Source organism: Allorhizobium ampelinum S4 (assembly GCF_000016285.1).
Classification (GTDB): domain Bacteria; phylum Pseudomonadota; class Alphaproteobacteria; order Rhizobiales; family Rhizobiaceae; genus Allorhizobium; species Allorhizobium ampelinum.
Window position 1 is genome coordinate 617768 of the sequence record NC_011989.1, and the last position, 26824, is coordinate 644591.

Consider the following 26824-nt stretch of genomic DNA (forward strand, 5'->3'; position numbering starts at 1 on the left):
TACCTGTGCCGTTATATCGGGTTTTTGCAGGAGGCTTTCCTGCGAGTGACATGGCAAATACGCGATAATTCAGGCATTTGGCGGATTTGAGACAATCGCTGGCCCTGTAAGGTCCGCTATGCCTCGGCCATTCCGAAGCATCGGATGGAGAAATGGGCGCGACAGGACGCGCAAGCCGTGCCATAAGGCGCGAAAACCACCATTTCCAGGCCTTGTGACATGATCCGTATTGAAAATATCTCCAAGCAGAACAGCCATCGCCTGTTGTTCATCGAGGCCTCCGCCGCCCTGAACAAGGGGGAGAAGATCGGCCTGGTCGGGCCAAATGGCGCTGGAAAGACCACGCTGTTTCGGATGATCACCGGCGAGGAATTGCCGGACGAAGGCCAGGTCGCGACCGAAAAAGGTGTGACCATCGGCTATTTCAACCAGGATGTCGGCGAAATGTCCGGGCGTTCGGCGGTCGCCGAGGTCATGGACGGGGCAGGGCCGGTCAGCACGGTGGCGGCAGAATTGCGCGAGCTGGAAGGTGCCATGTCGGACCCCGACCGGATGGATGAGATGGATGCGATCATCGAGCGCTATGGCGAGGTGCAGGCGCGCTATGAAGAGCTGGATGGATACGCTCTGGAAGGCCGCGCGCGCGAGGTGCTGGATGGGCTGAGCTTTTCCCAGGAGATGATGGATGGCGACGTCGGCAAGCTGTCGGGTGGCTGGAAGATGCGCGTGGCACTGGCGCGTATTCTATTGATGCGGCCCGATGTGATGCTGCTTGACGAACCGAGCAACCATCTCGACCTCGAAAGCCTGATCTGGCTGGAAAGCTTCCTGAAGAATTATGATGGTGCCTTGTTGATGACCTCGCATGACCGCGAGTTCATGAACCGGATCGTCACCAAGATCATCGAGATCGATGGCGGTTCGCTGACCAGCTATTCCGGTGACTATGGCTTTTACGAGGGCCAGCGCGCCCAGAACGAGAAGCAGCAGCAGGCGCAATTCGAGCGTCAGCAGGCAATGCTGGCCAAGGAAATCAAGTTCATCGAGCGGTTCAAGGCGCGTGCCTCCCATGCGGCCCAGGTGCAGAGCCGGGTGAAGAAACTCGACAAGATCGACCGGGTCGAGCCGCCGCGCCGCCGCCAGACGGTGGCGTTCGACTTCCTGCCCGCGCCGCGCTCCGGCGATGACGTCATCAATATCAAGAATGTCCATAAGGCCTATGGCAGCCGGACGATTTATCAGGGGCTGGATTTCATGGTCCGCCGGCGCGAACGCTGGTGCATCATGGGTATCAATGGCGCTGGAAAATCGACGCTGCTGAAGCTGGTTGCTGGCACGACCGAGCCGGATCAAGGCACGGTCAGCATCGGCGCCAGCGTCAAGCTCGGCTATTTCGCCCAGCATGCCATGGATGTGCTGGATGGCGACAGCACTGTGCTGCAATGGCTGGAGGAAAGCTTTCCGAAGGCAGGGCAGGCCCCGCTCCGGGCATTGGCCGGTTGCTTCGGCTTTTCCGGCGACGATGTCGAAAAGCGCTGCCGGGTGCTGTCAGGCGGCGAGAAAGCGCGGTTGGTGATGGCGGCCATGCTGTTCGACCCACCAAATCTGCTGGTTCTGGACGAGCCGACCAACCATCTGGATCTCGACACCAAGGAAATGTTGATCAAGGCGCTGTCGGCCTATGAAGGCACCATGCTGTTCGTCAGCCATGACCGGCATTTTCTGGCCGCCTTGTCTAACCGCGTCCTGGAACTGACGCCGGATGGCATCCATCAATATGGCGGCGGTTATACCGAATATGTGGAGCGCACCGGCCAGGAAGCGCCCGGCCTGCATGCAGCATAATCGAGTCGTTATCCGCGCTTGTCGGGGCGAATGGCGCTGCGCAGCTCCACCAGCCGGTTCAGCGTTTCCAGCGTCCGTTCCGGTTTGAGAGCGGAGAGTGCCAGCGCCAGGGTTTCGATCACCACCAGTGAGGGCGCATGCAGCGCCACCTGCTCGCTTTTGGCGCGCGGAACGACGAGGCTGACGCTGGCATGCTGGCGCAGCACGCTTTCCGCCTGCCCCAGCACCAGGATCAGCGGCACGTCCAGCCGTTTGGCCTCGGAAATCACTGTCATGGCTTCGCGATGCGGACGGCCATGCAGCAGCATGACCAGCACATGGCCGGTGCCAAGCCCAAGCAATTGTTCGGCCAGCGAAATTCCTGTGGTGTTGAGCGCATAGGAGGGAAAGCCGGAGCGCGAAAACAGCCTTGCGCCGTAACTGGCGATAATGCCGGATGCGCCGATGCCGAAAACCCCGATAGCGCGGGCCTCGGCCATCAGCAGGGCTGCCTTGGAAAGGGCGGCGCGGTTTTCCGGGCTTGCCAGCGCCGCCAGCGCAGTCTGCTGGTTTTCCAGCACGAAATCCACGGCGGCATCGCTATTGCCGCTGATGTCATCGGTGGTGGCGGCCATTTTCTCAATAGGGGAATCGGTCTCGCCCAAATAGGCTTTCAGCGTTTCCTTCAGATCGATCAGGCCACGAAAGCCCAGTGCCTGAATGGCGCGGATCACCGTTGCGTCAGATGTGCCGGTCTCAAAGGCGATTTCCAGCGCCGATTTGCTCAACACCGCATGGCGATGGCCATCGATATAATCGGCGACGGTCAACAGACCAGGCGACAACTGATCGCGGCGCTTTTTCAGCCGCTCGCCATAACGGTCGATGCGCCGTGATTTGCCGGTTCGTTCGCCTTGCCTGCCCATTCCTTGGCTATGCTCCTGATCCTGTAGTAGTCGCCCGCATTCATTGTCCAGATAGGGCATTTCTCCACCAAAACCTTTGAATACCTGCCGCAAAGGGCAGGCTGCCCATCCGGTTTTCCGTGTATACGCCGCTTTAGCGGCCTTTTTACCCGGCTACCACGTGGTTTTAAAGTTGACTACTACATTCATCAATTAGAAAAGCCCAGAGAACAAGCGGATGACAATGAAATTTCGGGGGTAAAGCGGTGGGGCGAACGGTGGGACTGATGCGTGGCACCAGACTGATGCGTGACAACGGCAAAAGCCGTGGTCGGATGATAGCGGCGCTGTTGCTGGCATCCGTCGCTTTGCCAGCCAATGCCGAAGATGTGTCCGGTCAGACCGGGGATACGGCTGGTACGACGGAGCTTCAGACCATTACCGTGACGGGCAAAAAATCGACGCGCGGTTATCAGCCCCTGTCCACCAGCACCGCAACCCGCACGGATACGCCGCTGCTGGATGTGCCGCAGGCGGTCAATGTGGTGAGCGGTGAGGCATTGAAGGACCAGGGCGCCCGCTCGCTGGACGATGCGCTTGCCAATATCAGCGGCATTACCCAGGCCAATACATTGGGCGGCACGCAGGACGCGGTAATCCGCCGTGGCTTTGGCGACAATCGCGACGGTTCTATCCTGACTGACGGGATGAAAACCGCGCTGCCATTTTCCTTCAACGCCACGACGGACCGGGTCGAGGTGCTGAAAGGCCCGGCTTCGACGCTTTACGGCATTCTCGATCCCGGCGGCATGGTCAATGTCGTCACCAAGAAGCCGGAGGACGTGTTTTCCGGCGAGGTCTATAGCAGTGTAACCGGATATGGCGCTGGCAAATATGGCTCGACCTCCGGTCTGGATGTGACCGGCCCGATTGCCGGCACCGACTTTTCCTACCGTTTCATCGCAGAAGGCCAGAAGAGCGATTACTGGCGCAATTTCGGTGAGACCAAGAAATGGATGGTTGCACCATCCTTGAGTTGGAGTGGCGAGGATACTGAGGTTACCGTCTCCTATATGCATGAGGATTACAGCGTGCCCTTCGACCGCGGCACGATTTTCGATCTGAACACCGGCCATGCAGTGGACCTCAGCCGCCGCACCCGGCTGGACGAGACATATAACATTACCGATGGCACATCGGATCTGGCCAAGGTGTCGATTGACCGACAGTTGAGTGACGACTGGAAACTGTCCCTGAACTACGCCTATAGCCGCAACGAATATTCCGATAATCAGGCCCGCGTCACCGGCTATAATTCCACAACCGGTGCCGTGACGCGCCGCGCCGATGCCACGCAATATTCCACCAGCTACAATCATGCAGTCAGGGCCGACCTGACCGGCGAAGTCGAGATCGGCGGCTTACAGAACGACTTGTTGTTTGGCGTTTCCTACGATTACAGCGATACGCTGCGTACCGACATGCTGCGTTGCGCCAATTCCAGCAATTTCAACATCAACAATCCGGTTTACGGCAATCTGGCGCAATGCAACACGGTTTCTGCTTCCGATAGCGATCAAACGGAGCAATTGTCGACGGCCTCGGTCTATATGCAGGACAGCCTGCACCTGACCGAGCAATGGATATTGGTCGGCGGTCTGCGCTACCAATATTACGATCTCTATGCGGGTAAGGGGCGGCCCTTCAATGCCAATACTGATAGCAATGGCGATGCGCTCATTCCCAATGGCGGTGTCGTCTACAAGCTGACGCCGCAGATATCGCTCTACGCCAATGCGGCCCGGACTTTCCGCCCGCAATCGTCGATCTCAAGCTATTATGGCAATCTCGACCCGGAAGAGGGGACATCCTACGAGATTGGCAGCAAATTCGAGCTTCTGGACGGCTTGAGCGCCAATGTCGCGCTGTTTTCCGCTCGTAAGAAAAATGTCGCCTATTCCGAGACTATCGGTGGTGAAAGCGTGGTCAAGACGGCGGGACTGGTGCGCTCGCAGGGCCTTGAGGTCGATGTGGCCGGCCAGTTGACCGACCATTGGCAGGCCATTGTCAGCTATGGCTATACCGATGCCAAGGTGCTGGAGGACCCGGATTATGCCGGCAAGCAATTGCCCAATGTCGCCCGCCATACCGGCAGCCTGTCCGTGGCCTATGATGTCGGTGACATCGGCGGCGATGGCAACAGCTTGAAGGTTGGTGGCGGCATCCGCGCCGTGGGCAAGCGGGCAGGCATCAACAGCAATAGTTATTTCCTGCCCGGCTATGCGGTCGTCGATCTGTTTGCCGCCTATACATTCAATTTCGAGCGGCCACTGACGCTTCAGGTGAATTTGAAGAATATTTTCGACAAGACCTATTATACCTCATCAATCGGCTCGACCAATTACGCCAACCAGGTTGGGGAACCCTTCAATGTCACGGTGAGGGCCAGTGTCAAATTCTAGAATTTGATAGGGAAAAAGGGGGACCGGTTTTCCGCGAGTAAAATCTTCCTGTGATCGCTCGCGTCATCATATAGTTCTTTGCAAGGAATTTTGTGGCATAAGCCTATTGTGAAGAAGACCGGACCTATGGATGCAGCAGCGCGACCTCCCTTCGGGCCATAAAAGGCCGGACGGAAGCCTGGAAGCCCACCGCATGCGGCGGCGAGGGCTGAGGCTGTTCGCCGTGATTTTCCTGTTATTTTGTTGCAGCATCGCTATCGCGGTGTTGACGGCAGACGATCAGCGCCGGCTCAATCAACTGATCGAGAGCGTCAAAGATGTCCTGCCCTGGCAAAGCCGAGAGGAGCCGGAGCCGATCGTGTTGCGGGGAAAACGCCTCGCGTCCGCGCAGATGCCCTCCGAGCAGGTGATGGTACCCGCCCGATTTTTCGACATGCCGCCGCTGCTCGACATTGCAGCGCCGGTGCGCAAGTTTCGCGTCTCCGGCAAGACGCTTTGTGAGCAGATCAAGGCGGCCGGGCTGGGGACTGCCGATTGGGTGCAGAACCCTTTCTCGCCCGGGATTTTCAATTGTATCGCTGAAACCAGTCTGCCCGCCACAAAGCCTGATGGTGACGCCCCCTCATTCTTCATGGTGGTGCGGGGGACACCGGATGGCCAGATCACCCAGATCCGGATCAAGGTCATCGAGGTCAAATCCAGTCAGCAGATCTGGCAGCGTTATGATGCTGCCCTCGATCTCATTCTCAACGCCAGTCGCTGGCCGGATTTTGCCGGTGATTTCGACCGGATGCGCTCGCTTGAACCCTTCGAGGCCAACCACTTCGGCATATCTTTGAAATTCACCAAGGAATTCATGGGGCCGGAGCGCTATAACATTATCTTCATGCCTGAGGATGATGGAGAGCTGGAGCGGCGCACGAGAGCCGCGCTGAATGCGCAGCCAAGCCTGAAGACGGCGCCTCTGACTGCCAATTTCTGGCCCAGACAGGTCTTGGGAGGGAGATAAGCTTTGGAAACCGGGAAAAGTTTGGGTGCAAGGGCTGACAGCGCGTTGAGCCGGGATGAGATAATGCCTGGCTCAGTTCCGTGCGCCATATAAGGCGCACGGAACTGTGTAATTTCGAATATCTTACAGCCTGTTCAAGGCCCCAGGGGTTTAGATATTGATATATAGAATACCCAGGGTCATCAGCGATGACTCTGGGTATAATCCCTTACATGACAAAACTGGGTGCCGGGAGATTGGGCACGAAGCGGGCTTCGTTCATGCATTGCGCCAGAAGGGCGGTGTTTTCATGCGGGTCGGCCGATGGGTTCTTGAAGGAGATGTGGTTGATCTCCAACCCGGCATGGTCGTGGCTCAACGTCAGTTGGGCATAGATGGTGATGTCGCGCGGTTTGATTTCGAGGTCCAAAACCACTTCAGGCGTCTCGCCCCAGTCCAGCTTGTATTCGCCTGCGGCACCGAAATTGACCGTGCCGGGATGAAAGTAAAGCTCAGCGGCAGAAGACACGAGATCAGCAATATTACCGAAAAACTCCAGACGGATCAGCGATATCAGATCCGCCGCATCCAGTAACCGTAGTTCTGAGGCGACGGGGCTAATAGCTTGTGCAACTATTTTTTCGCGTTCAGTCGTATATTTGCATTTTTTCATGTTCTTTAGCGTAACCGCCTCTTGTTCTTGCTGTCGGCAGCGTATAGTCTTTGTACTATCTCAGCGACGGCCTTGTAAAATATCGGTGGGATGACACTATCCACCGAGACTTGCGCAAACATGGAGCGGGCGAGCGGCGGATCCTCGAAAATCGGGATATTATTTTCCTCGGCGATTTCGCGAATCTTCAATGCAATCAGATCCTGACCCTTGGCAAGCACGATCGGTGCTTCCATTTCGGTGCGCACATAGCGCAGGGCCACGGCGAAATGGGTGGGATTGGTGATGATCATCGTGGCGCGCGGCACGTTGTTCATCATCCGCCTGCGGGCCTGGTCGCGCTGGGCGGAACGTTGGCGTGCCTTGACGACCGGGTCGCCCTGGGATTGCTTGTGTTCGTCCTTCACTTCCTGCCGGGTCATGCGCAGTTTCTGATACCAGTTGTATCGCTGCCACCCGAGGTCCATCACCGTCAGCAGGCCGGTGGCAAATAGCACGATAATCAGCATTTCCTGGACGATATCGGAAAGCTTGACGAAAATGATCTGCGGATCGGACAGCATTGCATCCAAAGTGCCGAAATACTGGCCGCGCATCGAAACGAACATAATGATCGCGACGACGATGATCTTAAACAGCGACTTGCCGAATTCCACAAAGCCCATGACCGAAAACATCCGCCCTATTCCGCCGATGAGCGATAACCGTTCCATCTTGGGGGTAATGCGATCAAGAACGAAGCTTGGCAAATGCTGGGCAAAGGACTGGGTGAGGCCAAACAGCATGAACAGTAACAGGGCCGGACCAAGCATGGCGGCCATCGACCAACCCAGATGCACGAACAGGGAAATCACGTCTGTTCCGGTACCGATGATCCACTGATCCGGTTTTTCCATCAGGTCGCGCAGGGTTTGATAAAGTGTGGAGACGCCCTGTGGCATGAAAAATACAAAATAGATGTAGAAGGCCAGCGTCGTTGCAAATAACGGCGCCTCGCGCGAGATCGGCAAATTGCCTTGTTCTGCCGCGTCCCGCATTTTTTTCTCGGACGGGCTCTCGGTTTTACTTTCCTGGTCCTCATCATCTGCCATGTCGGGACCTCGGTCGGTTGATTACAGCGTCAAGCACCTTATGCGATGCATCAAGGAATTATAATGGGAGCCTGCATACCAGTTTCCTGCGCTTTAGCGACTCGTGTTTTATAAAACGCACAAAGGCCGGAGCAGAAAGCTTAACGCTCTCTATTCCGGCCTTCAACTCTTTCAGTCCATTCGGACCGCTGGGTCGCGGTATTGTCAACAGTGGCGTCCAGGCTGCGCCATGAAACATGGTCACGCCGCCTCCATGCCAGCCTGTGCAGCGTCAGGCGGCAGCCGTATCCTTGTCGCCTTCCGGTTCCTTGAGCTGGATCTGGCCGGAATTGGCAAGACGGATAGCTTCCTGCGCGACAGCACGTCTGGCGATAGCGATTTCCCGCGGATTGATTCCGACCGTTCCGGCTTGCAGATCCGATTCGATCATGCGGCGCGAGCGCGGGCTGATGGCCGAGAGCACACATTCGCGGATCTCGTTCGAGGCGCCGCGCAACGCCATGGTGAGAATGTCGCCGGAAATATCGTTGAGCAACATGACCCTGCTGCGCTGTGGCATGACCAGCAGATCCTCGAACAGGAAGATCTTCGGACGGACCTTGGTGGCGGATTCCTTGCTGATCGATTCGAGCGATTCCAGCAGGGTGTCGACCTGCGGCTTTTCCAACTCGTTCATCAGTTCGGCCACCTTGGCGGTGCCCACCGAATTGCGTTCCGCGTCGATCTCGCTGATCAGTTCCACCACCCGATTCTCAATGATCTGAGCGGCCTGCGGGCTGACATTCTTCAGGTTGACCGTACGGTTCATGATGTCGGCGCGGCGGCTGTCCGGCAACTTGATCAGCACCTTGGCGCCGAAGGAGGAGGGCAGCATGGACAGGATATAGGCAACCGTCTGCGGATGCTCGCGCAAGAGGAACTGAGCAATGAAATCGGGGTCTGCATCCTGCAAACGGTCCCAGATCGAGGTCTCGAACGCCTGGAAGGCTGTGCGCCGGCCAAGCAAGCCGTCAACTTCTTCCGGCGTCAGGCCTTCCTCGAGGATTTCCTCGATGGCCTTGGCGTTGTCCATCAGGCCTGCGCCTTCGGTGAACAGGTCCTCGAATTCGCCAACCAGCTCGGCCAGTTCGTCCGGTGGAATGGTTCTAAGCGTCTGGGCCGAATTGATGATCATCTGCAGTTCGGCCTGCGTGAAATATTTCAGCAGCTTTCCTGCCACGCCCTTGCCCATGGCCAACAACACGGCGGCTGCCTTGTCGGCCTGGCTCAGTGGCTTGCCCGCTACCGGTCCGCCGAAATCGTCAAAGTCCATCATGGTCTTTCCTCTCTGGCCCGTTCATGGGGTCAGGACGTCTTGGTGCTCATAACTTCGATCAATTTCACACCGAATCGCGTATCGTCATTCTCAAGAACTGTAATCTCTCCGCGGGCAATCCGTCGACCGTTAACCATGATCTCCACAGGTTCACCGATCTTTTTATCTAACGCTATGATTGCGCCCTCTTCAAGATTCATCAAGCCCGAAACCGGCATGCGGCTGGAACCCAGCACGATTTGAACATCGATCGGGATGTCCATGATCAGGTCGAGATTGGAGTCCAGAGCACTGCCCGGCGCCTGATGGGCCGGTGCGGCATCGAAGCTGCCCCCGCCACCGAAGTCGCCGCCACCCAAGTCGCTCCCGCCAAAATCGCCGCCACCGAAATCGCCACCGCCGAGATCGCTGCCGCCAAAGTCGCTGGTGCCGAAATCACTGGCACCTGTGGCTGCGCCGCCGCCGAAATCGCTTTCGAAATCGGAAAGGCCGCCAGCGGCATCGCCGAAGTCGCTGGCGCCAGCGGCTGCGAAATCCGTTCCCCCGAAGTCGGCGCCGATATCCGGCAGACCGCCATCGCTGTCGCTTTTCAAGACCCCGCGCAGGTCATCGATTGCCTGATCGAGATCGGCATCGCCCAATGGCATCGCCAGGGCATCATCATCTTTTACGGGTGTTTTTTTCGTAGCCATGCAAATACTATTCCCTTTGAAACTTGCCTCAACCTGCTGCCATGGATGCAGCAGGGAAAATCGTCATCTCATGAGATGACGTAAAAGCTCACTATCTGTACTGTGCATCGACTTCACCCGGACGGTGTAGTGATCGCCGGCGCGTCCGAATTCGCAGGTATAAAGGTCGCGCCCGTTGGCGCTGACATCGACTGTCACATCGCCCTTTTCGAGAAAGGGAATCACATCGCCAGCCGCAAGCTTGGAAACCGTCAACAGGCTCAGCGATTGCAGGCTGATGCGGCCTTCCAGAGTGACCTGGCTCTTGCGCACCTGTTCCGCCAGCTGCTCGGCCCATTCCTTGCGGGCTTTGGAGACCTGGTTTTTCGATTTTGGCGCCGTGACATTGGTCTTCAAAAGGGTCTTCTGCGGAATGATCAGGGCGAAATCGGAGGTGATCTTGCCCAGCTTGATGCTCATATGCACCAGGGCGCCGAACTCCTCGATCTGTTCGCCATCTTGCCTCAGACGGTTTTCCCAATTGTGCGGCCGCTCGAAAATCGGTTCAAAGCCCCCGGTCGCATTGACGCCGGAGCGCAGCACATTGGCGATCCGTTCAAAGACCATCACCGCCAGGTCGAGTTCGATATTCGACAGCGGCCTTTTGATCGGCTCGCCAATGAATTCCTGCATGCCGCCGAGCAGGGTTTCCATCAAGGTGATGACAAAACCGTTGCCGCAGGCCATGACGAAATTTTGTGACCAGTTGCGCAGAGAGGTATTGGCCAGCACGAAATTATCACCGAGGCTGGCGATCAGATCACGCATCAGGCCGCTTTTAAAGCCGAGATAACCGACTTCGATGGTCAGGTTGGTTTCGCTGTGAAAAACGTCAGGCAGGAACTCGCTATAGAGTTGACCGAAATCCTGGCAAAGTTTTTCGACGGATTTCATATCGCCAAGGCCGCCGGTAAGACGAGCAAGCAAGGCGTGATCCATTGGTTTTGGCAGGGATTGGGGCTGGGCGGTCTCACTCATGGTCATGCAGCCTTCTCGTTACCGCCGCCTGGATTCATCATTTCCTGCTCTACGGCATCGATGGACGGACGCTCATAGGAGGAAATGGTCTTGCGGCCATATTCAAGGGCAACCTGCGGAACCGAACCGTTCATATAGGCAAGCAGTGTCTGCTTGACGATGATATACAGGCGGTGCTGCTTGGTGCGGACGATCTTGATTTGCGAGGTCAGCGGGTTGCAGACCGAGTAGGACAAGAAGATACCCAACATCGTGCCCACCAGGGCAGCGCCGATCAGGCCGCCCAGAACTTCGGGCGATTCGTTGATCTTGCCCATGGCCTTGATAACCCCGAGAACCGCCGCCACGATACCAATGGCCGGAAAGCTGTCCCCCATCGCGGTGATGGCGTGGTAGGGTTTCATCTTATCATGCAGGATGGTGTTGATTTCCTCGTCCATCAAGGCCTCGATCTCATGGCTGCGGGCATTGCCGATGATGATCAGACGGACATAGTCGCAGATGAAGGATGTGAGTTCCTTGTTTTTCAAAAGATTGGGCGCGGTCTGGAAGATCGAGGATTCCTCAGGATTATCGATATGGGCCTCAATCTCGTTACGTGACTTGGTGCGCAGGTCGCGCATCAGCGAGTAGAGAACACCGAGAACATCCAGATAGGCCCGCTCCTTGGGGACGGCGTGCTTGAACGCTTCACCCAGCGCCTTGCCGGAATCCTTGACGATTTTCATCGGGTTGGCCATCACGAAACCACCCAGGCCGGCGCCGCCGATGATCAGCAATTCGAAAGGCTGTATCAGCACGTTAAGATGGCCGCCCATGGCCATGAAGCCGCCAAGGATACAGCCGACTGTGATGACGAATCCGATGATAATATTCATGTAGCGCCTGCATTTCGCACGTTTCTCTTGCATACCACCGATAGGCAGCCTGCCTTGCGTGAGGCTGATGAAGGAGACAGGGGCCGCCACAGTCGTCCTGAATTCCAGCCCGGGACTGGCAGACAGTTTCGCGCAAGCATTTGCGCGCATGAATAGGGTGAATGAACGGTAAACCACGTTCCATGATGGAAGGCGAGCAACCGTGACGGACCGCAAAAAACACGCTGTAGCCCGAAGCAGAATGATCCTGCGTGACGGAACAATGGCGGTGGACGTCAGGCCTGCTGGTCTTGGTTACGAACTCAAGGCTTGGAGGTAACTCTTAATGCAATCCGGCATGTATGTATCCCTGTCGTCGCAACGGGCGCTCGACAAACGTCTCACCACCATCGCCGACAATATGGCGAACGTGAATACGGTCGGCTTTCGCGGCACCGAGGTGAAATTTGACGAAGTGGTCAGCCGCACCGGCAACGATCAGAATGCCAAGATCGCATTTGTGTCGCAGGGCAACGATTATCTGAATACCCAATCCGGCGAAATGCTGCAAACCGGCGGTACCCTGGATTTTGCCGTCAAGGGCGACGCCTGGTTCAGCATCGATACGCCGGCCGGCCCGGCCCTGACCCGTGACGGTCGTTTTACCATGACATCCACCGGTCAGTTGGTCTCGGTGCGCGGCTATTCTGTTCTGGATGCCGGTGGCGGACCTATTCAGCTCGATCCCAATGGCGGTGAGCCGCATGTTGGCGCCGACGGCACGATTAACCAGAACGGCCGCCAGATCAGCCAGATCGGCCTGTTCACGGCGGATATTTCCAAGGGCTATCTGCGCACCGAAAATAGTGGCGTTATCACCACCGACCGACCGCAGGCCGTCGTCGATGACGCGACAATCGGCGTCATGCAGGGTTATGTCGAGCAATCCAACGTCAATGGCATCAGCCAGATGACGCAACTTATCCAGGTCAGCCGCGCTTTCGAAAGCATTTCGGCATCGATGAGCCAGACTGAAAACAGCATGAGCGAAACGATCAAGACGCTGGGCGGTAGCAAATGACCGGCGACTGGATCGTCTTCCCATGACCGTTGAATTCACCCCTCGGATCGACAGGAATACCCAGCTGGATGCCATGGCAGCCATTGCCAAGCGCTATGCCACGTCGGACTATTCCGTTGCCCATGGCGGGCATGTCCGCACCATTGCCGCTGGCCATTACACGGTTACGGGTCTGTCGCGCCATTTGCATCTGGGTGATTTTGTTGCTCATCGCAGTCCAACCGGCATTCACCTGGGCGAAGTGGTGCGGGTCGAGCCCGATCTCGCCTATGTTTGCCCCATCGAGCCGGGCGAGCCGATTGCCATTGGCGACACGGTGATCCGCAAGGGCGCCTTCCGGGTCGCCGCCCAGGATAGCTGGTGTGGCCGCACGCTCAATGCGCTGGGTGACCCGATCGACGGGCTGGGGCCGGTGATGCCCGGCCTGGTGCGCCGCTCTATTGCCAATACGGCACCCTCTTCCATGGGGCGCAAGCGGGTAGAGACCGGTTTTCGTACCGGCGTGAAGGCGGTCGATATTTTCTCGCCGCTTTGCCTTGGCCAGCGGCTTGGGATTTTCGCCGGTTCCGGCGTCGGTAAATCGACGCTGTTGTCCATGCTGGCCAAGGCCGACGCCTTTGACAAAGTGGTGATTGCGCTGGTCGGCGAACGTGGCCGCGAAGTGCGCGAATTCATCGAGGATACGCTGGGCGACAACATGGCGAAGACCGTGGCGATCGTGGCGACCAGCGACGAGAGCCCGATGCTGCGCAAGATGGCGCCTTTGACAGCGATTACCGTTGCCGAGCATTTTCGCGACCAGGGCGACAATGTCCTGTTCATCGCCGACAGCATTACCCGTTTCGCCCATGCGATCCGCGAAGTGGCGACGGCAGCCGGCGAACCGCCGATTGCCCGTGGATTTCCCGCCTCTGTCTTCACCGAGCTGCCCAAGCTTTTGGAACGCGCCGGTCCCGGCGAAGAGGGAACAGGCACGATCACGGCGATCATTTCGATCCTCGTCGATGGTGACAATCACAACGACCCGATTGCCGACTGTACCCGCGGCATTCTCGATGGCCACATCGTGCTGGACCGCAGCCTGGCCGAAGAAGGACGCTATCCGCCGATCAATCCACTGGCCTCGATTTCGCGTTTGGCGCGCAAGGCCTGGACACCTGATCAGGAGAAGCTCGTGTCGCGCTTGAAGACGCTGATCCACCGTTTCGAGGAAACGCGCGACTTGCGGTTGATCGGCGGTTATCGCGCCGGCAGCGATCCCGATCTCGATATGGCGATCAAGCAGGTTCCGATCCTTTACGAAGTGCTGAAGCAAACCCCCTCCGACAGGGCTGTCGTCGATGCCTATGCCGACCTCGCCCATGCCCTGAAGGCGGCCAATAATTCTGGAAACAGCAATGCAAGATCAAGAGCATGATCCATTAGACAGCGATGCCGACGAGGTGGTTCGGCCTCGTGCGTCCCGCCGGTCGGGCGCATCATCGATGGATAGGATGTTGGCGGCGGTTGGCGTCGTGCTGGCGTGCAGCGCGGCGATGTTTCCGTGGTATGTGTTTTTCAATCCCGATAAATTCGGCATTCATGTCGAGCCGATGGACCGGACCCGCGACTTGCCGCAGGTCGATGCGCGCAATGTATTCAGCGTGTCTCCCATGGCGCTGGTGTCGCGTGAAGACCGTGAACAGAAAATTCCTGATAATCTCGACCCGCTGACCACGGCGACGGCCTCCGATATTGGGCGGAAAGATCCCGATGGTGAGCCGGTGAAGATCGAACAGCCCTTTCCCGGTGGCGGTTTCCGGCTGCTGCATGTCTCCAACGGTCGCGCCATGATCGAGGATGCCTCCGGCATGTTCATGGTCAAAATCGGCTCTGTCCTGCCCGACAATAGCCGCGTGGCGACACTGGAACAACGCAATGGAAAATGGGTGATCATCACCAGCACCGGCGCGATCTACGAAAACCAGTAGCCCGGCCTTGCGCGTGCGGACGGGGATCGGGCACAAGCCTTGGCCGACCGTCGCTTTCATCCCACATCCAGTGTGTTTTTCAAAGCCGCCTATGGGCGGCTTTTTGCATTGGCGGCCAGGGTTGAAATTGTGCTCGTCCGGCGATCATTCCTCGATAAATATACAATTGTTTCAAAATCTTAAATTGGATCTTAGGAAAAGTTAACGATTGTAGAAAAGGCCGGTTTTGCGGTCAGTCCCACGCAAGATTACCGGCCTAATCTCCAGGGTGTAAATTGGAGAAAACTCTATGGAACCGATAAAGCTTTTTGATGTGGCATCACGGCAGGCCGAGTGGCTTTCCCTGCGCCAGGAAGTGATCGCCGGCAACATAGCCAATGCCAATACACCGAAATTCATGGCGAAGGACATCACACCCTTCAATGCCATCCTGGACGTGCGTCAATTTGGTATGGCGCGGACCAATTCGAAGCATATGGCCTCGAGCGATCTGAACACCGATCTGGATGTCGATATCCGCGAGGCGCCTTTGAATGGCGAAATCGGCGTTCAGGTTTCGGGAAATTCGGTCGCGCTGGCCGATGAGATGACCAAGATGGGCGAGATCCAGCGGCAGCACTCGCTCAACACTAACCTCGTCAGTAGTTTTAATCGCATGATGCTGATGACTGTAAAGGGGTAAACCATGGATTCCGTCACCGCGACAGATCCTCTCACCTCGGCCCTGAAAATTGCCGGCAGCGGACTGGATGTACAGTCCACCCGGCTCAGGATCGTTTCGGAAAATATTGCCAACGCCCAGAGCACCGGCGACACGCCCGGCGCCAATCCCTACCGTCGCAAGACGATCACCTTCGGGTCCGAAATGGACCGCGCCACAGGCACGGAAATCGTCAAGGTCAAGAAGCTTGGCTTCGACAAGTCGAATTTCACGGAAGAATACGATCCCAGCAATCCGGCTGCCGATGCCAAGGGCTACGTGAAAATGCCGAACGTAAACGTGCTGATCGAAATGGCCGACATGCGCGAAGCCAACCGCACCTATGAAGCCAATCTTCAGTCCGTCAAGCAGACACGTGACCTGATTACCTCGACCCTCGACCTGCTGAAGAGCTCACAATGATCGATTCTATTAGCAAAATTGGCTCTCTCGTTCCATCGGGCATGACTGAGGGCACCGACGCAACAAGCACGGCCTCGCTCGGTGGTACACATTCGCTCTTCAGCACGCAGACGGGCGTCGCGGCGCAGAATGCGACACCGGGTACCGCAACAGGCATGAGCTTCAGCGATGTTGTCGGCGGCGTGATGAACGATGCGATGCAGAACCTGAAGACCGCTGAAAGCAACTCCCTCGACGGCATGCTCGGCAAGGTCAGCACCCGCGAAGTGGTTGATTCCGTCATGTCTGCGCAGAAATCGCTGCAAACGGCGATTGCGCTGCGCGACAAGCTGGTTTCGGCCTTCCTCGACATCACAAAAATGCAGATTTAACCTCAGGGATAGCAGCACATGAGAGCTCTCGCAATTGCCTCCACCGGCATGAATGCCCAGCAGACCAACCTCGAGGTCATTTCCAACAATATCGCCAATATCAATACGACCGGTTTCAAGAAGTCGCGCGCTGAGTTTTCGGACCTTCTTTATCAAACCGAAAAGGCTGTGGGCGTCGCAAACCGCGCCAACCAATCGACGGTGCCGGAAGGTGCCAATATCGGTCTCGGTGTGCAGACGGCAGCTGTGCGGACGATGAACGAGCAGGGCGAATTGTCGGAGACCTCGAACGAACTGGACGTTGCCATCGTTGGACGCGGTTACCTCCAGGTGCAGAGCCCGGACGGTGCTACCACGTTCTACACCCGCGCCGGCGCTCTCAACAAGGATTCCGACGGCAACCTGGTGACGACCGAAGGCTATAAGATCATTCCAAATATCACCATCCCAACGGATGCGACCGAAGTGAAGATCAGCGAATCCGGTGAGGTCTCGGTTTTGCAAGGCGATTCCTCCACCTATACAACGCTTGGTCAGCTGGAAACATCGGCTTTCGTCAATCCGGCTGGTTTGAAGGCTATCGGCGATAATCTGTTCCAGGAAACGGCTTCCTCCGGTAATCCGATCAACGGCGTGCCCGGCGACGCGGGCTATGGCTATCTGAAGCAGGGCTATCTGGAGTCCTCGAACGTCGACTCGGTCACGGAAATCACCAGCCTGATTTCGGCCCAGCGCGCCTACGAGATGAATTCCAAGGTCATCACCACCGCCGACGAAATGGCGCAGATCGTCAGCAAGAACCTAAAGTAAACATCAAAGGGGCAAACATGATGTTTCGCCATATGAAGAGAATGTTCAGGTTGACCGGGGTGGCCGTCATGGTCTTGGTGGCTTTCGCCGCCGCCCCGTCAGCGGCGCGGGATCGTTATGCGATCGTTCCGACGGACACCATCTATCCAGGCGAAGCGATTTCGTCCAACAAACTGGATCGGGTTCAGGTGACCAATCCCAATCTTGCAGGCGGCTTTGCCTCTGACATGGCGGATGTGGTCGGCATGCTCTCGACCAAGACACTGCTGCCCGGTCGCACTATTCCGTTGGCGACGCTGAAACGCCCCTATGCGGTGATCCGCGGATCGCAGCTGCGGCTGATCTTCAATATCGGCAACCTTACCATTTCTGCGTCGGGCAGCCCGATGGACGATGCCAATATCGGCGACGTCATCCGCGTCCGTAATCTCGATTCCGGCCAGATCGTCAGCGGAACGGTCATGGGCGATGGCACTGTGCAGGTGATGGCAAAATGAGTATCCGGGTTCTGCTTTTCTCGATTTTCACCGGCTTCCTTCTGGCGGCTGCCGGTCCTGCGCTGGCGCAGGGCTCGCGCATCAAGGACGTTGCCTCCCTCCAGGCCGGCCGTGATAACCAGTTGATCGGTTACGGTCTCGTCGTCGGTCTGCAAAGCACCGGCGACAGTCTTCGTTCCTCGCCTTTCACCGACCAGTCCATGCGCGCCATGCTCCAGAATCTGGGGATTTCCACCCAAGGCGGTCAGTCCTCGGCCAAGAATGTTGCTGCCGTCATGGTGACCGCCACTCTTCCACCCTTCGGCAGTCCTGGCAGTCGTATCGATGCCACGGTCAGTTCATTGGGGGATGCCACGTCGCTGCGCGGCGGTACGCTGATCATGACCTCGCTTTCAGGCGCCGATGGCCAGATCTACGCCGTTGCCCAAGGGTCGGTGGTTGTTTCCGGCTTTACTGCCCAGGGGCAGGCGGCCACGGTGACCGAAGGCGTCACCACCTCCGGCCGCGTCCCGAACGGCGCGATCATCGAGCGCGAACTTCCGTCCAAATTCAAGGATTCGGTCAATCTCGTGCTGCAATTGCGCAATCCGGATTTTTCGACGTCGCTCGGCATGGCTCGGCGTATCAACAATTATGCCACCGCCACCTACGGCGCTCCGATTGCCGAGGCACGCGACAGCCAGGAAGTGGTGATCCAGAAACCGCGCACGGCGGATCTGGCCCAATTGATGGCCGATATCGAAAACCTTGTCGTGGAGACCGACACACCGGCCAAGGTGGTGATCAACGAGCGCACAGGAACCATCGTCATCGGCGCTGACGTGCGTGTGTCCAAGGTTGCTGTCAGCTACGGCACGCTGACGGTGCAGGTTAATGAGACCCCTCAGGTCATTCAACCGCAGCCCTTTTCCAGCGGCACGACGGCGACGCAGCCGCAGACGGATATTTCCGCGCAGAAGACTGGTGACAAGGTTGCCATCGTTGATGGACCTGACCTGCGCACGCTGGTGGCTGGCCTGAATAATATCGGCGTGAAGCCGGACGGTATCATCGCCATCCTGCAAGGCATTAAGTCGGCAGGGGCACTTCAAGCGGAGCTTGTCCTGCAATGAGATCAACAGCCTCCCTCGCAAACTATGCCGCTTCAAGATATTCTGGTCTTGGCGCTCTGGCCCTGGCCTGCGCTGTTCTTGCTGTTTCGGCCCTGCCAGGCAGCGCCCAGCAGGCGGCTCCGGCGCGTGCCGCCAATAGCGGCTCCACCGGCACGACCAGCGCCGATGATATCCAGCGTTTTTGCACCAACATTGCCGATCCGGCCCGCGACCAGCGCTATCTGCTGCAAAAGCAGGATCTGGAAAAACTGCAATCGGATGTCAATGACCGCATTGCCGTGCTGGAAGCGCGCAAGAGCGAATATCAGGACTGGTTGGCGCGCCGAAACGAGTTTCTGCAAAAGGCAGAAGCCGGTTTGACCGATGTCTACAAGAATATGAAGCCCGATGCCGCTGCCCCGCAGCTGGAGAAGGTCAATCCTCTCTTGGCCGCAGCGATCATCATGAAGCTTCCGGCCAAGCAATCCAGTTTGATTCTCAGCGAGATGGACCCCGAAAAAGCCGCGCTCGTCGCTGGCATCATGTCCAATGCCGCTGATCCCAATACCTCGAAGGAACCCACATGATAAAGCGTAGCGCTGTGGTTCTCATGGCCGTTATCCTCACCGGCTGTGGGAACAAGACATTGGAAGAAGTCGGCAATGCTCCGGCCATGAGCCCGGTGGGCAGCGGCTTGCGTTACAATCAGGCGCCGCAGCTTGCCAGCTATCCGAAGCAGACCAAGGCTGTCAGCAACGGCTACTCCCTCTGGAACGACAGCCAGGCGGCGCTTTTCAAGGATTCGCGCGCCATCAATGTCGGGGATCTGCTGACGGTCAATATCTCGATTGCCGACAAGGCGAAGTTCAAGAACGACACATCACGCAGCCGTAAGAACTCGACATCGCTGACATGGTCGACGGTGATCAACCTGTTCGGCATCACACCGCCAGATTCGTCCGGCGACATGAGCACCGATTCGAATTCGAGTTCCGATGGCAAGGGATCGGTCGATCGGTCTGAAACGCTGACCTTGATGGTGGCGGCTGTGGTGACCAGCATTCTTGAAAACGGCAATCTGCTGATCAGCGGTTCCCAGGAAGTGCGCGTCAACCATGAAGTCCGCATTCTGAATGTCGCGGGTATTGTGCGCCCGCAGGATGTCGATGCCAAGAACACCATTTCCTATGAGAAGATCGCAGAGGCCCGCATTTCTTACGGCGGCAAGGGACGTTTGACGGAGGTGCAGCAGCCGCCGGTTGGCCAGCAGGTCGTCGACATGTTCTCCCCATTCTGATGATGTGACAAGATACTGCCTTTTACCAACGGCCTGTTTCTGTGGCCGTTGGTATGATGCGTTCCGGCTGATTACGATTGGCCGGCGAAATATGCCGATTTGTTTTTTGCATGCCCCTTCAGATCCAAGGCGATCGAAGGGCGATGCTGCAGGATGGAGACCACCATGGCAGATGCACCGGCGCTGGAAGGCCCTTCGAAAAAGGCTTCCCCCATTCTGCTCATTGCTGCACTTGCGGGACTGACCGTTGTCGGTGCCGGTGCCGGCTGGCTGGTCGGCACCATGGTAGCGCCCAAGGTGAAGGTGGCGAAGGAAGAACAAAAGGCGGCTGAAGAGGCCGGGGGCAAAAAAAAAGAAGGCGAAAAAGAAGAGACCGGCTTGCCGAAATTGCCAGCAGAGGCCAATGGTATCGTCCAGCTTGATCCTGTCACCACCAACCTTGCCTATCCCTCTGAAAGCTGGGTCCGGCTGGAAGTGGCTCTGGTCTTCAACGGTCCGGTCGATGCAAAACTGGCTGAGGATATTCATCAGGATTTGATGGCCTATATGCGCACGGTATCCCTGCAACAGATCGAAGGCCCACGCGGTTTCGATTATTTGAAGGACGATCTGCGCGAGCGAGTTGACGTGCGGTCTGAAGGACGGGTATCGAAGCTTTTGTTTAGGACGTTTGTCATCGAATGATTCGAACCCTTATCTTGATCGCCGCGATGATAGCGGCCCCGGAACTGGCCCAGGCGCAGCAGCTTCCGTCAAACTTCCTGACGGCGCCGGTCGACGGCTCCGTCGCGGCCTGGATTATCCGCACCTTCGGTCTGCTGACAGTTCTTTCGGTTGCTCCCGGCATCCTGATCATGGTGACGAGCTTTCCGCGCTTCGTGATCGCGTTTTCCATTCTGCGCTCCGGCATGGGTCTATCCAGCACGCCGTCCAACATGATCCTGACCAGTCTTGCCCTGTTCATGACCTTTTATGTCATGACGCCGGTCATGGATCAGGCCTGGCGTGACGGTGTGCGCCCGCTTCTGGACAACCAGATTACCGAGGCCGAGGCTGTTCCCAGGATTGCGGAGCCTTTCCGGGGCTTCATGTCCAACAATACCCGCGAGAAAGACCTCCGGCTGTTCATCGATCTGGCCAACGAGCGCGGGCAGACGACGGTCGTTGAAGGCAAGGTCGATTACCGGGTATTGATCCCGGCTTTCATGCTGTCAGAGATCCGGCGCGGCTTTGAAATCGGCTTCCTGATCATCCTGCCTTTTCTGGTCATCGACATGATCGTCTCGACCATCACCATGGCCATGGGCATGATGATGTTGCCGCCGACGTCGATTTCCCTGCCGTTCAAGATCCTGTTCTTCGTGCTCATCGATGGCTGGAACCTTCTGGTCGGTAGTTTGGTGCGCTCATTTTCCTGAAGCCAGACTATCCCCTAGAAATAGAGGGTTTATAAACCATAGAACAGCGTGTTCGCGCCTTGCGCCCCATCCTGGGCGTTTTTGGCGTTGTTAATGGTTCTTTTACCACTCCTGTTGAGCTAACCTTAAAGCGGTGCGTGGTTATGTGCTGATTAGAGGCGAGTTAAACAAACTCTAGTTAATTGACATGATGTCGATCGCTTCTGCCGGTATATAGTCCGGCATGTCCCTCTTTTGTATTGTGTAACCACAGGGACAGATCTGATGACAAGCATCATGACCAACAATTCGGCCATTTCGGCACTTTCCACGCTGCGCACTATCAGCTCGCAGATGGAAACCACGCAGAGCGCCATTTCTTCAGGCTACAAGGTCAAGGACGCATCCGATAATGCGGCTTACTGGTCGATTGCCACGACCATGCGCTCCGATAACAAGGCGATGTCTGCCGTGCAGGACGCACTCGGCGTCGGCGCTGCCAAGACGGATACGGCCTATACCGGCATGGAAGCCGCTATCGGTGTCGTCTCCGACATCAAGGCCAAGCTGGTTGCCGCCCGTGAACCAGGCGTGGACAAGGACAAGATCAACAAGGAACTGACCGAGCTGAAGAACCAGCTGAGTTCTGTTGCCAAGTCCGCGTCGTTCAATGGCGAGAACTGGCTGTATGACAACAGCGATTCCACTGGCACGACCCAGGAAATGGTTGGCTCCTTCGTTCGTGGGAATGATGGCAATGTCTCGATCAAGACGATCACCTTCGATACGACCAACTCGATCCTGATCAATGACGAGGCGGGTGACGGCGGTCTTCTGACAAAGGGAACGGTCGCAACCTATGCCTATGGTACAACGACGACGACGGCATCCTATTACCTGATTTCCTCTGTCGCGGGTAATACCAGTAGTGCGAGCGAAGTGACGCTGACCTCGTCCACCACCGACGACGAGATTGATGGCATGGTTGCCTCGGTTGACAAGATGTTGTCCAGCATGACGGATGCTGCTGCCACCATCGGTGCGACTAAGAGCCGGATCGAATCTCAGTCCAGCTTTGCGAAAGACCTCAGCGATACGATCGATGTCGGCATCGGCAAGCTCGTGGATGCGGACATGAACGAGGAATCGACCAAGCTGAAGGCGTTGCAGACGCAGCAGCAGCTGGGCATCCAGGCGCTGTCAATCGCCAATTCCAGCACAGAGAATGTTTTGTCGTTGTTCCGTTAATAGCCGACATAGGCATACGAAACCAAGAGGCCGGGCATTCAGTCCGGCCTTTTTAATTTTTCATTAATTTAACAATGTATTAACCAAGTAAAATATGGATATTTTTATATAAATTAATCACGTAATTCTCCATTAGGAGATTTTTAACTGTGTCTGAGTTAAAACGGGCTATCGAAATCGGCAGGTTAACCTGTTAATTGAATGTTAATCGCATGACGCGAGCCGAATTTCACCGGGGAATAGCCCGGAATGTCCCTTCCTATGTGTCATTCAAGGGGCAAGGCCTATGACGAGTATCATGACGAACACTGCTGCGATTTCAGCACTTTCCACGCTGCGGTCGATCAGCTCCGATATGGAGACCACCCAGAGCCGGATTTCGTCCGGTTACAAGGTCGAGAGCGCGTCGGACAATGCGGCCTATTGGTCGATTGCCACGACGATGCGCTCGGACAACAAAGCGCTCGGTGCCGTTGAGGACGCCATCGGCCTTGGTGCAGCCAAGACGGATACGGCCTATACCGGCATGGAATCGGCAATCAGTGTCGTCTCCGATATCAAGGCCAAGCTGGTTGCCGCCCGTGAACCAGGCGTGGACAAGGAAAAGATCAACAAGGAACTGGCCGAACTCAAGAACCAGCTGAGTTCTGTTGCCAAGTCCGCGTCGTTCAATGGCCAGAACTGGCTGTATGACAACAGCGATTCCACTGGCACGACCCAGGAAATGGTTGGCTCCTTCGTTCGTGGGAATGATGGCAATGTCTCGATCAAGACGATCTCCTTCGATACGACCAACTCGATCCTGATCAATGACGAGGCGGGTGACGGCGGTCTTCTGACAAAGGGAACGGTCGCAACCTATGCCTATGGTACAACGACGACGACGGCATCCTATTACCTGATTTCCTCTGTCGCGGGTAATACCAGTAGTGCGAGCGAAGTGACGCTGACCTCGACGACCACTGACGATGAGATCGATGGCATGGTTGCCTCGGTTGACAAGATGCTGACCAGCATGACGGATGCGGCCTCGACTATCGGTGCGACCACATCACGTCTGAAGTTGCAGGATAGCTTCATCAAGGACCTGAGCGACACGATCGACACGGGTGTGGGCCGTCTGGTAGATGCGGACATGAACGAGGAATCGACCAAGCTGAAGGCGTTGCAGACGCAGCAGCAGCTGGGTATCCAGTCTCTGTCGATCGCCAACTCCAGCTCCGAAAACGTTATGTCGCTATTCCGCTAACATTCAAGTTCCACAGCATCGAAACATCTATAGCCGGGTGATGAGCCCGGCTATTTTGTTTTTCGTATCTGGAATGTGCCGTTCTACAATTCTGGACTGCTCCCGTTTCCGATCATATGAGCACATGACGGCTTCGGTTTTGGTTATCCTTTTGAATAAAACTCAAGTTGCTCGTTATCGATCAACGAATCACCATTTCATAAAATTTTTTGAATAATTTTCTCTCCTGATTTAGCAAGAATTAACCTAACTGGGTTTAAATAAAAACATCAAAACGACGGATTAATCTCTTGTTTAAAAAGATTAATGGCATGAAGCGGAGCCGTCGTTCGCCGGGAAGGAGCCCGGGATGTCCCTTCCGTTTCCAGTTCCATAAGGGGCAACGCCTATGACGAGTATTATGACGAACAATGCTGCGATTTCAGCACTTTCCACGCTGCGGTCGATCAGCTCCGATATGGAGACCACCCAGAGCCGGATTTCGTCCGGTTACAAGGTCGAGAGCGCGTCGGACAATGCGGCCTATTGGTCGATTGCCACGACGATGCGCTCGGACAACAAAGCGCTCGGTGCCGTTGAGGACGCCATCGGCCTTGGTGCAGCCAAGACGGACACGGCCTATACCGGTATGGAATCGGCTATCAGTGTCGTCTCCGATATCAAGGCCAAGCTGGTTGCCGCCCGCGAACCGGGTGTGGACAAGGACAAGATCAACAAGGAACTGACCGAGCTGAAGAACCAGCTGGGCTCTGTTGCCAAGTCCGCGTCGTTCAACGGCGAGAACTGGCTGTATGACAACAGCGATTCCACTGGAACGACCCAGGAAATGGTTGGCTCCTTCGTTCGTGGGAATGATGGCAATGTCTCGATCAAGACGATCTCCTTCGATACGACCAACTCGATCCTGATCAATGACGAGGCGGGTGACGGCGGTCTTCTGACAAAGGGAACCGTCGCAACCTATGCCTATGGTACAACGACGACGACGGCATCCTATTACCTGATTTCCTCTGTCGCGGGTAATACCAGTAGTGCGAGCGAAGTGACGCTGACCTCGACGACCACTGACGATGAGATCGATGGTATGGTTGCCTCGGTTGACAAGATGCTGACCAGCATGACGGATGCGGCTGCCACCATCGGTGCGACCACATCACGTCTGAAGTTGCAGGATAGCTTCATCAAGGACCTGAGCGACACGATCGACACGGGTGTGGGCCGTCTGGTAGATGCGGACATGAACGAGGAATCGACCAAGCTGAAGGCGTTGCAGACGCAGCAGCAGCTGGGTATCCAGTCTCTGTCGATCGCCAACTCCAGCTCCGAAAACGTGCTGTCGTTGTTCCGTTAAGCCTAAGGGCATCGAGAATCACCAAATGCATAGCCGGGCGAAAGCCCGGCTATTTTTTTATCTTGTTAGCAAAAAGCACCTTGGCGGACGTCTTATCGATTGTGCTGGTTCAGGGAATGGCGAAGTTTCATTCATCGTGGGAATAATCCAACCGTATTTCAAGTGGTTGATAAATAAGGAAAATTAAATTTCCCTATGATGGGAATGGAAGGCGCAAGCCTGCATACATCCTCGTTGTATGGTTAATATTTTTTCAAATTTATGTTTCGTTAACCATGCTGGTGTTTTCTGTGTTCACGAAAGCACTGGGCCGGACGAGCAGATACAGATCCGGCGGGCATGAAGCCGACCAATGTTACCGGTCTTAATCCGGTCTGTCCCTTTCCAAAACAGTCACCTCAAGGGGCACTTTTATGACGAGCTTGATGACAAATACCGCTGCAATTTCAGCACTTTCGACCCTGCGGTCGATTTCCGACGATATGAATTCGACACAGAACAGGGTTTCGTCCGGCTACAAGGTTGAAAATGCATCCGATAATGCGGCCTATTGGTCGATTGCCACGACGATGCGCTCGGACAACAAAGCGCTCGGTGCCGTTGAGGACGCCATCGGCCTTGGTTCCGCCAAGACGGACACGGCCTATACCGGCATGAAATCGGCGATCGATGTGGTTACCGACATCAAGGCCAAGCTGGTTGCCGCCCGCGAACCGGGCGTGGACAAGGAAAAGATCAACAAGGAGCTGGTTGAGCTGAAGAACCAGCTGAGTTCTGTTGCCAAGTCCGCGTCGTTCAATGGCGAGAACTGGCTGTATGACAACAGCGATTCCACTGGCACGACCCAGGAAATGGTTGGCTCCTTCGTTCGTGGGAATGATGGCAATGTCTCGATCAAGACGATCACCTTCGATACGACTAACTCGATCCTGATCAATGACGAGGCGGGTGACGGCGGTCTTCTGACAAAGGGAACGGTCGCAACCTATGCCTATGGTACAACGACGACGACGGCATCCTATTACCTGATTTCCTCTGTCGCGGGTAATACCAGTAGTGCGAGCGAAGTGACGCTGACCTCGTCCACCACCGACGACGAGATTGATGGCATGGTCTCAGCCGTTGACAAGATGCTGTCCAACATGACGGATGCCGCCTCGACCATCGGTGCGACGACCTCGCGCCTGGAGTTGCAGGATACCTTCATCAAGAACCTGAGCGACACGATCGACACGGGTGTGGGTCGTCTGGTGGATGCGGACATGAACGAGGAATCGACCAAGCTGAAGGCGCTGCAGACGCAGCAGCAACTGGGTATCCAGTCTCTTTCGATTGCCAATTCCAATTCCGAAAGCATTCTGTCGTTGTTCAAATAAGACGAGGGTTCGAAGGCGTTTACGCCTTTCTCCTGAAAATGAAAAAAACAAGCCACAGCAATGGCTTGTAGGGTTCACAAAGCCAGAGACGACTACCGTTGGGAGGCCAGAAATGGTCCTTGCCCGATGTGGTGGACCG

The 26824-nt window shown here is 56.3% G+C and carries 27 protein-coding genes; 20 read left to right on the forward strand and 7 right to left on the reverse strand.

The annotated features are described in order from the left end of the window. Positions 1-219 precede the first annotated feature (219 nt). Positions 220-1845: an ABC-F family ATP-binding cassette domain-containing protein gene (locus tag AVI_RS02910; RefSeq protein WP_015914931.1), complete on the forward strand. Its 1626-nt coding sequence runs from the start codon at positions 220-222 to the stop codon at positions 1843-1845. Positions 1846-1853: 8 nt separating this feature from the next. Here the strand turns inward: AVI_RS02910 and AVI_RS02915 are convergent, their stop codons facing one another. Further along, positions 1854-2750: a MurR/RpiR family transcriptional regulator gene (locus AVI_RS02915; protein ID WP_015914932.1), complete on the reverse strand. Its 897-nt coding sequence runs from the start codon at positions 2748-2750 to the stop codon at positions 1854-1856. Between the two features lie 266 nt (positions 2751-3016). Between AVI_RS02915 and AVI_RS02920 the strand changes: the two genes are divergently transcribed. Together AVI_RS02920 and AVI_RS02925 are read left to right on the forward strand one after the other, a co-directional pair. Further along, positions 3017-5191 (forward strand): TonB-dependent siderophore receptor, encoded by a 2175-nt coding sequence (locus tag AVI_RS02920; RefSeq protein WP_015914933.1) that lies wholly within the window; start codon positions 3017-3019, stop codon positions 5189-5191. Between the two features lie 130 nt (positions 5192-5321). Then, positions 5322-6200, forward strand: coding sequence for a DUF6030 family protein (locus AVI_RS02925; RefSeq protein ID WP_015914934.1), 879 nt, complete (start codon positions 5322-5324; stop codon positions 6198-6200). Positions 6201-6408: 208 nt separating this feature from the next. Here AVI_RS02925 and AVI_RS02930 read toward each other — a convergent pair whose 3' ends face one another. The 6 genes from AVI_RS02930 to motA form a co-directional block, all read right to left on the reverse strand. Then, positions 6409-6852, reverse strand: coding sequence for a hypothetical protein (locus AVI_RS02930; protein ID WP_015914935.1), 444 nt, complete (start codon positions 6850-6852; stop codon positions 6409-6411). A gap of 5 nt (positions 6853-6857) precedes the next feature. Beyond that, complete coding sequence (gene flhB, locus AVI_RS02935) at positions 6858-7943, reverse strand: flagellar biosynthesis protein FlhB (protein WP_015914936.1); 1086 nt, start codon at positions 7941-7943, stop codon at positions 6858-6860. 271 nt (positions 7944-8214) lie between these two features. Further along, positions 8215-9258 (reverse strand): flagellar motor switch protein FliG, encoded by a 1044-nt coding sequence (gene fliG, locus AVI_RS02940; RefSeq protein WP_015914937.1) that lies wholly within the window; start codon positions 9256-9258, stop codon positions 8215-8217. Positions 9259-9287: 29 nt separating this feature from the next. Beyond that, positions 9288-9950 carry a flagellar motor switch protein FliN gene (fliN, locus tag AVI_RS02945; protein WP_015914938.1) on the reverse strand — a complete coding sequence of 221 codons (663 nt, stop codon included), beginning with the start codon at positions 9948-9950 and terminating at the stop codon, positions 9288-9290. Between the two features lie 63 nt (positions 9951-10013). Next, positions 10014-10973, reverse strand: a complete 960-nt coding sequence (locus AVI_RS02950) for a FliM/FliN family flagellar motor switch protein (protein ID WP_015914939.1) — start codon at positions 10971-10973, stop codon at positions 10014-10016. Then, on the reverse strand, positions 10970-11845 hold the full coding sequence (gene motA / locus AVI_RS02955) for a flagellar motor stator protein MotA (RefSeq protein WP_015914940.1): 876 nt from the start codon (positions 11843-11845) through the stop codon (positions 10970-10972). The genes AVI_RS02950 and motA overlap by 4 nt, the downstream gene beginning before the upstream one ends. A gap of 325 nt (positions 11846-12170) precedes the next feature. On the opposite strand from motA, the gene flgF reads away from it, so the two are divergent. The 17 genes from flgF to AVI_RS03040 all read left to right on the forward strand — a co-directional run bounded on the left by flgF (position 12171) and on the right by AVI_RS03040 (position 26685). Beyond that, a complete protein-coding gene (flgF, locus tag AVI_RS02960; RefSeq protein ID WP_015914941.1) occupies positions 12171-12905 on the forward strand; it encodes a flagellar basal-body rod protein FlgF in 735 nt (244 codons plus the stop codon). A 73-nt stretch (positions 12906-12978) separates the two neighbouring features. Next, entirely contained in the window at positions 12979-14322 is a 1344-nt protein-coding gene (fliI, locus tag AVI_RS02965; RefSeq protein WP_233741248.1) for a flagellar protein export ATPase FliI, read from the forward strand. Next, positions 14303-14875, forward strand: a complete 573-nt coding sequence (locus AVI_RS02970; protein WP_080516953.1) for a flagellar protein — start codon at positions 14303-14305, stop codon at positions 14873-14875. Before fliI ends, AVI_RS02970 begins: the two co-directional genes overlap by 20 nt. A gap of 289 nt (positions 14876-15164) precedes the next feature. Continuing rightward, positions 15165-15557 carry a flagellar basal body rod protein FlgB gene (flgB, locus tag AVI_RS02975; protein ID WP_015914944.1) on the forward strand — a complete coding sequence of 131 codons (393 nt, stop codon included), beginning with the start codon at positions 15165-15167 and terminating at the stop codon, positions 15555-15557. Positions 15558-15560: 3 nt separating this feature from the next. Further along, positions 15561-15998, forward strand: a complete 438-nt coding sequence (flgC, locus tag AVI_RS02980; protein ID WP_015914945.1) for a flagellar basal body rod protein FlgC — start codon at positions 15561-15563, stop codon at positions 15996-15998. After that, positions 15995-16369 (forward strand): flagellar hook-basal body complex protein FliE, encoded by a 375-nt coding sequence (gene fliE / locus AVI_RS02985; protein WP_015914946.1) that lies wholly within the window; start codon positions 15995-15997, stop codon positions 16367-16369. Before flgC ends, fliE begins: the two co-directional genes overlap by 4 nt. An 18-nt stretch (positions 16370-16387) precedes the next feature. Beyond that, positions 16388-17179, forward strand: coding sequence for a flagellar basal-body rod protein FlgG (flgG, locus tag AVI_RS02990; RefSeq protein ID WP_015914947.1), 792 nt, complete (start codon positions 16388-16390; stop codon positions 17177-17179). 17 nt (positions 17180-17196) lie between these two features. Beyond that, complete coding sequence (gene flgA / locus AVI_RS02995; protein WP_015914948.1) at positions 17197-17676, forward strand: flagellar basal body P-ring formation chaperone FlgA; 480 nt, start codon at positions 17197-17199, stop codon at positions 17674-17676. After that, positions 17673-18788 carry a flagellar basal body P-ring protein FlgI gene (locus tag AVI_RS03000; protein ID WP_015914949.1) on the forward strand — a complete coding sequence of 372 codons (1116 nt, stop codon included), beginning with the start codon at positions 17673-17675 and terminating at the stop codon, positions 18786-18788. Before flgA ends, AVI_RS03000 begins: the two co-directional genes overlap by 4 nt. Then, positions 18785-19354: a MotE family protein gene (locus AVI_RS03005; protein WP_015914950.1), complete on the forward strand. Its 570-nt coding sequence runs from the start codon at positions 18785-18787 to the stop codon at positions 19352-19354. The genes AVI_RS03000 and AVI_RS03005 overlap by 4 nt, the downstream gene beginning before the upstream one ends. Continuing rightward, a complete protein-coding gene (gene flgH, locus AVI_RS03010; protein WP_015914951.1) occupies positions 19351-20064 on the forward strand; it encodes a flagellar basal body L-ring protein FlgH in 714 nt (237 codons plus the stop codon). The genes AVI_RS03005 and flgH overlap by 4 nt, the downstream gene beginning before the upstream one ends. Positions 20065-20229: 165 nt before the next feature. After that, the gene (locus AVI_RS03015; RefSeq protein WP_015914952.1) at positions 20230-20748 is read left to right on the forward strand and encodes a flagellar basal body-associated FliL family protein; all 519 of its coding nucleotides are present in this window, start codon (positions 20230-20232) and stop codon (positions 20746-20748) included. Continuing rightward, positions 20745-21482, forward strand: coding sequence for a flagellar type III secretion system pore protein FliP (gene fliP, locus AVI_RS03020; RefSeq protein WP_015914953.1), 738 nt, complete (start codon positions 20745-20747; stop codon positions 21480-21482). The genes AVI_RS03015 and fliP overlap by 4 nt, the downstream gene beginning before the upstream one ends. A gap of 264 nt (positions 21483-21746) precedes the next feature. Next, complete coding sequence (locus tag AVI_RS03025) at positions 21747-22709, forward strand: flagellin N-terminal helical domain-containing protein (protein ID WP_015914954.1); 963 nt, start codon at positions 21747-21749, stop codon at positions 22707-22709. Positions 22710-22995: 286 nt separating this feature from the next. Continuing rightward, positions 22996-23958, forward strand: a complete 963-nt coding sequence (locus AVI_RS03030; protein ID WP_015914955.1) for a flagellin N-terminal helical domain-containing protein — start codon at positions 22996-22998, stop codon at positions 23956-23958. 388 nt (positions 23959-24346) lie between these two features. Further along, positions 24347-25309: a flagellin N-terminal helical domain-containing protein gene (locus AVI_RS03035; protein WP_015914956.1), complete on the forward strand. Its 963-nt coding sequence runs from the start codon at positions 24347-24349 to the stop codon at positions 25307-25309. Positions 25310-25722: 413 nt separating this feature from the next. After that, positions 25723-26685: a flagellin N-terminal helical domain-containing protein gene (locus AVI_RS03040; RefSeq protein ID WP_015914957.1), complete on the forward strand. Its 963-nt coding sequence runs from the start codon at positions 25723-25725 to the stop codon at positions 26683-26685. The last annotated feature ends 139 nt before the right edge of the window (positions 26686-26824 follow it).